Consider the following 4,116-nt stretch of genomic DNA (forward strand, 5'->3'; position numbering starts at 1 on the left):
GGAAAAGCCCTCATCATGCACCTTACTGTCATGAAAAGACTTTGTTGCGTTCCAATATGCAACGCCCATTCGACCGTACAGCCCAATCTTGTCAGTTACAGGCCAGTCATACCGTAATCCAGTATCAACAATATATGTGCTAACGTTAACGTCAGTAGCTGAGGCGACAAGATCGTCATGATCTTGAAATCCTATATCCCACGCCCAATTATTACCAAACTGAACACCCGCATTGATCCCTAATATATAGCTATCAGGATTTGAGTGTTGGTAGTTTTTATCTTCAGCATATTGATATCCGCCTTTAATACCAACAAAAGGGGTGAACTCTTGTGATTCATCAGCATTAGAAGGTCCAGATTGAAAAACAGACAAAAAGCAGATAGTAGTGATACTACTAAATAAAGATTTTTTCATAATGTTAAGTCGTTAAAGTACATACCTGAAACTTAACGATTATATAAACAGATTCACATAGCATTACTCAGAGCAAGATCTTATCCCATGCTATGTCGGAAGTTTAAACATCTTATTTGATGGCGAAACCTTAAGCTAAGTGTCAACATTTTCTATAATAGAAAATTGTTCCTCAATCAGTTTTTCATCAAAATAAAACTCTTTTGAACTGAGAAGGTTTATAGTGCTTACCTTGTATAAAAGCCAATTGTATCGATTATTACCAAACTTAACCCCGTCTTCCACAGGCTCTCCCTTAGTAACAACCTCAGCATTAATAGACTCAAACAATCCTGAAAGTTCTCCAAGAGATGACTTTACCAATAAGCTTTTAGGTAACACAGAAACAGTTAATAATGCTTCGAGTATTAAAAAGTTACGATACATAAAAATGTTTTTAGAAGAACTATATGTTGTAATTATATAAAGAGAGCTGCCATCCTCACCGACTACTTTTTCGCCTACGAGCTCGGATATGACTGTATTATTAGCGATTACATACAGAAAATGACCAAGCAATATGCCTGTTCCCGAGTAAAACTCATAAAGCCCTACTCCGTCATACAGGCTTTTTTGAGAATCTAACGTCGTTAAATCCACGTCTATATTATTTACATTCTTTAGGTATTGACTATAAAACGCTAATTTTTCAGTGGGAATTGAATCAAAAAAGCCGACCTTGATTTTAGATTCCCCTACCATGTAAGGCCCATCATTTTGCGAAAAAACGTTTTTATATCGCTTAGATAAAGTTTTTTCTAACTTAGCAGATTGAAGCTTTTCATCGGCATAAAGTTTATTCACACCTTCTAAAAAATCAAAAAAGATAAGTAACGCAATCTGCTTCTTTTTCGAGGGTTTAGTATGTCCATTTTCCCAACGAGACAATGTAATTTCATCTAACGAACTAAATGAATGATGAATGGCTTGGATCCGAGTGACTAACTCTGCCTGTGTATATCCCATACTTTCGCGATAATGCTTAATATAGCCACCTATCATTATTTATCCTTATCGTTAACTAAATAAGCCTTACACAGCATAATAGTGAAATTGTAGCTGCAACAAGTGCTTTTACCACATTAACGGCGTTGTTGCCTAAATCTAAGGAACCATTTGGCCGTTCTGTGATCTGATCTTGTAAGTACCAAAACGAGGCAGGCTACATGGGCAAATCTAAACGTAAAATAATTAACTGGAAACAGTACAACCAAGCATTAGTCAATCGAGGTTCGGTCACTTTTTGGCTGGATGAATCAGCCATCAATGCTTGGCACTGCAAAGCCCATCACGGCGGTCGTGGTAGAGGTTTTCAATTCAGTGATACAGCGATTGAAACAACCCTCATGCTCAAAGGGGTATTTAAGTTGTCACTGCGGGCAACTGAAGGCTTCATCAATTCTCTGTTTCGACTGATGGATGTGCCATTAGCTTCACCGGATTACACTTGTATAAGCAAACGGGCAAAGACTGTTGAGGTTAAGTATCGTAACCCCTGTCGAGGTCCCGTTTCTCACCTTGTAGTGGATTCAACAGGATTGAAAGTTTACGGTGAAGGCGAATGGAAAACGCGGAAGCACGGTAAGGAGCGGCGACGCACATAGCGTAAGTTGCACCTCGCGATTGACGCAGATACTCACGATGTTGTATCAGCCGAAGTCAGCCTCGTTAATGTCGCTGATAACGAAGTATTACCGACAATGCTCAACCCGCTTCGCCGGAAGTTAAATCAAGTCTCAGCCGATGGTGCATACGACACAAAAGAGTGCCACAAATTGCTGCGACGCAAAGGTGCAAAACCGACTATTCCGCCGCGTTCAAACGCAGGATATTGGGAAGATGGTCACCCGCGAAATGAAGCTGTTGAAGCATTGAAATCTGGGACGTTAAAGCAATGGAAAGATGACAATGATTACCATCAACGCTCGCTATCGGAGACTGCGATGTATCGCTATAAACAACTCATCAGCTCCAAGTTAAGCTTACGTGATTACAATGCACAGGTCGGAGAAGCTTTGGCTGGTGTAAAAGCGATGAACAAAGTCATAGAGCTAGGTATGCCTGTTCGACAGACAACTGCATAAACACGGAAAACCTTGATATAGCTGTATCTCAAGCAGTTATTTGATCAACAAGGCCCACATTAACTAAAAATAGCCACCTACAGATAGGTGGCTTTCCGAAATTAATCTTCGTATAATTAAAAATTGTCGTAATCAAAAGCCTCAAGGTTATTATTGTGATAAGTGCTCGTATACTTTATCAAAATGAGGTTGTAATTGACTGTCTACAGCACTGCTATCACCACCGTTTTTAGCGTATCCCCACGTAACCAATGAACCATCAGAAGAAAAAGCTGTAAATGCCCAGTTATTACCCTCAACTTTTGTTATATTATTGAGTTGTACGTCTCCACTGTAAGCTCCGTAAGTATCATGTCCCCATGTTACAACAGTCCCGTCAAACTTTACTGCAGCAAAAGCGGCAAAAGTTGAAGATATAGACTTAACATTTACAAGTTGAGAAGACTCATTAAAAGAGTCACCTCCGAAAGTAGCATCCCCCCATGTTACAACGGTTCCATCTTCCCTTAAAGCTGCAAATGCACCATAGCTACCTTGTATGTCAATTACATTCGTAAGATTTGGTTGAGCTACTTGGCTATTGCCCCCAAGTCTTTGTGCGCCCCAAGTCACAACACTCCCATCTACTTTTATGGCTGCAAATGCATGTTCGGTGGCATTTATTTGAACGACATCGACGAGCTCAGATTGAACTGAACTGCTGTCTCCACCAGAAGACACTTGTCCCCAAGTGACTACAGTATCATCAGCTTTTAAGGCCGCAAACGAAGACTTAGTTCCAACAATCTCTTTCACATCAGTTAACTCAGCTTGAACGGCGCTACTATCCCCACCGTAATCTTCATCGCCCCATGTAACAACCGTGCCATCAAACTTTATCGCAGCAAAAGTCTTTTCATTACCAACGACTTCTTTTACATTGTCGAGCTCAGGTTGCACAGCGCTGCTGTCGCCGCCCCAGTCCCCCCAAGTAACCACATTGCCACTATCAGTGACTGCGGCAAATCCAGTGTCAGTTGAAGCGATTGAGCGAATTGACGTCAGCTCAGCTGATACGCTGCTGCTATCGCCACCGTATTCAGCGAGGCCCCATGTTACAACGCTACCATCACTTTTTATTGCAGCAAACGCTTGAGAATTTGAGGAGATTGCAACAATATCAGTAAGTTGAGCTTGTACGCTTTCACTATCTCCCCCTCCAACACTAGATCCCCAAGTCACTACGCCACCATGATTTAATAGGGCAGCAAATGCTGCTCTTTCTCCGCTAACGCTTTTCACATAACTAGATGAAACAATAACTTTGCCCACGGTTGTTTTACAGGCATTGCCACCACTGACACCGGTATTGTTTACAGTGCAGTAGGCGTTTTTAGCGGTCACCGTAACACCAATGTTATGCTCCCTCTCATCACCCACAAGCGTGTAGTGCGCGCTGTTTTCCCCTACCGGCACACCATCAATGTCATACTGGTAATCGGTACGCGCTAGGTCGCAATCATTACAGGTCACGGTTGCTGTCATCACGCCTAATTCTTCAGTCAACGTTAAGTCTGTTATGCTGGGCTTAACCGAA

Annotated in this window: 3 protein-coding genes and 1 pseudogene; 1 reads left to right on the top strand and 3 read right to left on the bottom strand. The window is 41.7% G+C overall.

What is annotated here, in order from left to right:
* Both AB4298_RS21190 and AB4298_RS21195 read right to left on the bottom strand, forming a co-directional pair.
* Nucleotides 1–417, bottom strand: a 417-nt coding sequence (locus AB4298_RS21190) for an outer membrane beta-barrel protein (protein ID WP_371988318.1), incomplete at its 3' end; no start/stop codon positions are given.
* Between the two features lie 135 nt (nucleotides 418–552).
* Entirely contained in the window at nucleotides 553–1,458 is a 906-nt protein-coding gene (locus AB4298_RS21195; RefSeq protein WP_371988319.1) for a helix-turn-helix domain-containing protein, read from the bottom strand.
* A gap of 164 nt (nucleotides 1,459–1,622) precedes the next feature.
* On the opposite strand from AB4298_RS21195, the pseudogene AB4298_RS21200 reads away from it, so the two are divergent.
* Nucleotides 1,623–2,540: pseudogene (locus tag AB4298_RS21200) on the top strand (IS5 family transposase).
* Nucleotides 2,541–2,690: 150 nt separating this feature from the next.
* Here AB4298_RS21200 and AB4298_RS21205 read toward each other — a convergent pair.
* A partial coding sequence (locus tag AB4298_RS21205; RefSeq protein ID WP_371988320.1) for an RCC1 domain-containing protein occupies nucleotides 2,691–4,116 on the bottom strand: 1,426 nt, incomplete at its 5' end.

The sequence above is a fragment of the Shewanella sp. 10N.261.52.F9 genome, from assembly GCF_041471165.1.
GTDB lineage: Bacteria > Pseudomonadota > Gammaproteobacteria > Enterobacterales > Shewanellaceae > Shewanella > Shewanella marinintestina.